The sequence below is a fragment of the Hyphomicrobium sp. genome (assembly GCF_035572195.1).
Classification (GTDB): Bacteria; Pseudomonadota; Alphaproteobacteria; order Rhizobiales; family Hyphomicrobiaceae; genus Hyphomicrobium_B.
Map to the genome: position 1 here is coordinate 1 of NZ_DATNBA010000156.1, position 3,245 is coordinate 3,245.

The window sequence follows — 3,245 nt, forward strand, 5'->3', positions numbered from 1 at the left end:
CGAGCAGTTGCTCGACGCCGAAGTTTTTGAGCGCGCTGCCGAAGAAGACCGGCGACAAGTGCCCTTCGCGGAACGATTCGAGATCGAAGGACGGCAACGCGCCTTGCGCAAGCTCGACGCCTTCGAGAACCCGCGATGCGATTCGTTCGTCGATGCCAGCGATCTGCCGGATGTCCTCAAGGGCGTCCAATGGCTCGGCGTGCCCGTAGGGCGCACCGCGCTCCTGGCTTTCCGGCAAAAGGATCTTCTTGTCCGCCAGATCCAGAACGCCGCGGAAATCTGTTCCCATGCCGATCGGCCACCCCATCGGCACCAGATCGAGCGCCAAATCCGAGGCGATCTGATCCAAGAGCGTCAGCGGGTCCTCGCCTTCGCGGTCGATCTTGTTGATGAAGGTGATGATCGGAATGTCGCGCAGGCGGCAAACTTCAAATAGCTTTCGCGTCTGCGTTTCAATGCCCTTCGCTGCGTCCATCACCATCACGGCGGCATCGACAGCCGACAGCGTGCGATACGTGTCCTCGCTGAAGTCGGAGTGGCCGGGCGTATCGAGCAGATTATAGACGAGGCCGCCGCGCTCGAACGTCATCACCGACGACGTCACCGAGATGCCGCGCTGCTGTTCGATCTGCATCCAGTCCGAACGCGTACGCCGACGTTCGCCGCGGGCCTTGACGGCACCGGCCATCTGAATGGCGCCGCCGAACAACAGCAATTTTTCGGTCAGCGTCGTTTTTCCGGCGTCGGGATGCGAGATGATCGCGAACGTACGCCGCCGCGCGATTTCGGGCGGCATCGTAGCAGGCTCGACCGGAACGGTTTGCTCCATCACGTTCAACGGTCAGGCCTCGATCAATTTCACTTGCGCCGGCTCGAGCCAGATCTGATGGAATTCGGCGGGCTTGCCGAAGACCTCTCCGACGTGCAGCTCGACAAGACCATCGTCGATTTTGACGATCGGAAACGTCTTGCCGATGCAGCCCCGGAACAGCGTCGACAACTGCTTGTTATCGGGCGGTAGGCTGTCCGGTGCTTTCATAACACGCACCTTGTCACCGATTTTCATGACGTCTCCAACAGTTCGAGCGCTTCCTTGGCATTGAGCCGCCCATCATATAGGGCGCGGCCGGTTATCGCGCCCTCGAGCCGGCTGTATTCGGGCTTCTTCAGGTCGCGCACATCGGCGATCGAGGCAAGTCCGCCCGACGCGATGACCGGAATGCGCGTCGCCCGTGCCAGCGCCGCGGTTGCCGGTAAATTCAGACCTTTCAGGACGCCGTCGCGTTCGATGTCGGTATAGATGATCGCGGCGACGCCCGCATCCTCGAAGCGTTTTGCAAGATCGACGGCCGTCAGTTCTGATGTCTCGGCCCAGCCCTCGACGGCGACCTTACCACCCTTGGCATCGATGCCGACGGCTATGCGGCCTGGAAAGCGCTTCGCGGCATCTTTGACAAGTCCCGGATCGCGAACCGCAATCGTGCCGAGAATGACGCGACGGATGCCCTTCGCGAGCCACGCTTCGATCGTCTCGAGATCGCGAATGCCGCCGCCGAGCTGCGCCGGAATCGAAATCGTCTTGAGGATCGCATCGACCGCCGCGCCGTTGACCGGCTTCCCGGCGAACGCTCCGTTCAAATCGACGATGTGCAGATATTTGAAGCCTTGGCGCTCGAAGGCGAGTGCCTGCGCCGCCGGATCGTCGTTGAACACCGTCGCGGCGCTCATTTCGCCAAGCTTCAGGCGGACGCACTGGCCGTCCTTCAAGTCGATGGCTGGAAATAAGATCAATGGGTCTCGCTCGCCGCTCCGCGCCAGGGGCGGCGCACGGCCATCAGTTTGCTATCTTCGGTCTGCTATCTTCTGGGGCGATCAATAGCGGATCGCGCCTGACGTCAAGCTGGCCGACAAACCGTACCGGCAAACGAAGCATCGATCTCTCATGGCCACCGCGTTCCTCGTCGCACCGCCACCTGCCATCGCCCGCCGTCCACTGAGCGAGGACGACGCCGTCGACATCTGGATCGCGCGCTGGCTGCGCATCCGCCCCGCCGATCTCGTACGCCGTTACGCCTGCGATCCGCGCCGGCTCTATGAAATCTGGGAAGAAGCGCGCTTTCCCGGCAGCCGTTCGCGGGCGCTCGATGAATTCCGTCGCCGTTTCCCGGGCCTTGAGCTGCGCATCGATCCCGGCCCCCACCGGCGCATCCCGACAGCGTCGCATATCGGCCAATTGAGCCTATTTCCAGAGGCTTAGCTCTGTGTTGTTCTTGCAACGATATTAAGAATTAAACAAGAACATTATCAGAACAACAGCTGGACAGCGGCGTTGATTCGTGGCATGTTCTTCCTACGTTCACGGGCGCCTTGAAGCCGCCCCACGAAAGGTCAGAGTCGCGTTGAGACCCGCCGCGCCAACGCCAGGAGAGCCCCCGATGCGCACCTATTTGATTTCGTATGATCTCGCCAAGCCAAACCGCAACCAGCACGTTCTCGCACAGCTCATCATGGGCCTCGGCGAGAAGTGGGCACGCCCACTCTCCAACACTTGGTACATCACGTCCGAGCGCGACGAGACTGAACTTGAGTCCGAGTTGAAGGACCTGCTCGCCGACGACGACGGCCTGCTGATCCAGGCGACGAAGCGCGAAGCCATCCTGACCAATACGTCGCTGCGATGGTTCCGTCAGCGCCGGCCCGGCATGGATCTCGCGCCGGATGGCAACATCATCGCCTTTCCGATGCCGCCCGGACCCGAGCCGGTCGAGCCTGAGCTGCCGTTCGCCAGAGCCGGTTGAGTCAATTCGTTTTGAGAGTTTCAGGTCTTTGGGCGGGGCGGGCTTCACCCCCCACGCCGTCCCCAACGGGTCCGTCCCGCTCAAAGACCAATGATGAGAGCTCGGGGATCTCCTCCCTCGGTCCCCGGCTCCCGTTACAAATGATCGATCCGACGATTGGCCTCGAATACCCGTCCTAACTTGCGTTTTGTGACCTTGTGGCGTTCCGCGTTTTTGGCCGCTCCTCCAAGCCCCCCCGACGCACCGGACGCCCCCCATGAAAACCTATCTGATCCACCACACGCCCAAATCTCCCGACCAGGATACCTGGGCCGTTTCGTTTTCACTTCCCTACATCGCGGCTGAATATGCCCCCGTCAGCCCCGGCGTCTGGTACGTCAAGACGTGGCTCGGCGCCGACCAGATCAAGCGACGGCTGGCGATCTTGTTTGATCATCCCGACGAGCT

At 61.5% G+C, this 3,245-nt stretch carries 5 protein-coding genes and 1 pseudogene; 3 read left to right on the forward strand and 3 right to left on the reverse strand.

What is annotated here, in order from left to right; translation table 11 throughout:
* The 3 genes from VN623_RS13095 to hisA form a co-directional block, all read right to left on the reverse strand.
* Positions 1–829, reverse strand: an 829-nt coding sequence (locus VN623_RS13095) for a GTP-binding protein (RefSeq protein ID WP_325571608.1), incomplete at its 3' end; no start/stop codon positions are given.
* Between the two features lie 12 nt (positions 830–841).
* Positions 842–1,066: a hypothetical protein gene (locus VN623_RS13100; RefSeq protein ID WP_325571600.1), complete on the reverse strand. Its 225-nt coding sequence runs from the start codon at positions 1,064–1,066 to the stop codon at positions 842–844.
* Entirely contained in the window at positions 1,063–1,791 is a 729-nt protein-coding gene (hisA, locus tag VN623_RS13105; RefSeq protein WP_325571602.1) for a 1-(5-phosphoribosyl)-5-[(5-phosphoribosylamino)methylideneamino]imidazole-4-carboxamide isomerase, read from the reverse strand. Before hisA ends, VN623_RS13100 begins: the two co-directional genes overlap by 4 nt.
* A gap of 151 nt (positions 1,792–1,942) precedes the next feature.
* On the opposite strand from hisA, the gene VN623_RS13110 reads away from it, so the two are divergent.
* The 3 genes and pseudogenes from VN623_RS13110 to VN623_RS13120 form a co-directional block, all read left to right on the forward strand.
* Positions 1,943–2,257, forward strand: coding sequence for a hypothetical protein (locus VN623_RS13110; protein WP_325571604.1), 315 nt, complete (start codon positions 1,943–1,945; stop codon positions 2,255–2,257).
* Between the two features lie 178 nt (positions 2,258–2,435).
* Positions 2,436–2,798, forward strand: coding sequence for a hypothetical protein (locus VN623_RS13115; RefSeq protein WP_325571606.1), 363 nt, complete (start codon positions 2,436–2,438; stop codon positions 2,796–2,798).
* Between the two features lie 256 nt (positions 2,799–3,054).
* Positions 3,055–3,245, forward strand: a pseudogene (locus VN623_RS13120) (hypothetical protein); the annotation flags it as partial.

What these genes read in the sequence shown, in the direction of transcription:
- VN623_RS13100 (WP_325571600.1), bottom strand. Translation starts at nt 1,066, where the DNA reads ATGAAAATCGGTGACAAGGTGCGTGTTATGAAAGCACCGGACAGCCTA.
- VN623_RS13110 (WP_325571604.1), top strand. Translation starts at nt 1,943, where the DNA reads ATGGCCACCGCGTTCCTCGTCGCACCGCCACCTGCCATCGCCCGCCGT.
- VN623_RS13115 (WP_325571606.1), top strand. Translation starts at nt 2,436, where the DNA reads ATGCGCACCTATTTGATTTCGTATGATCTCGCCAAGCCAAACCGCAAC.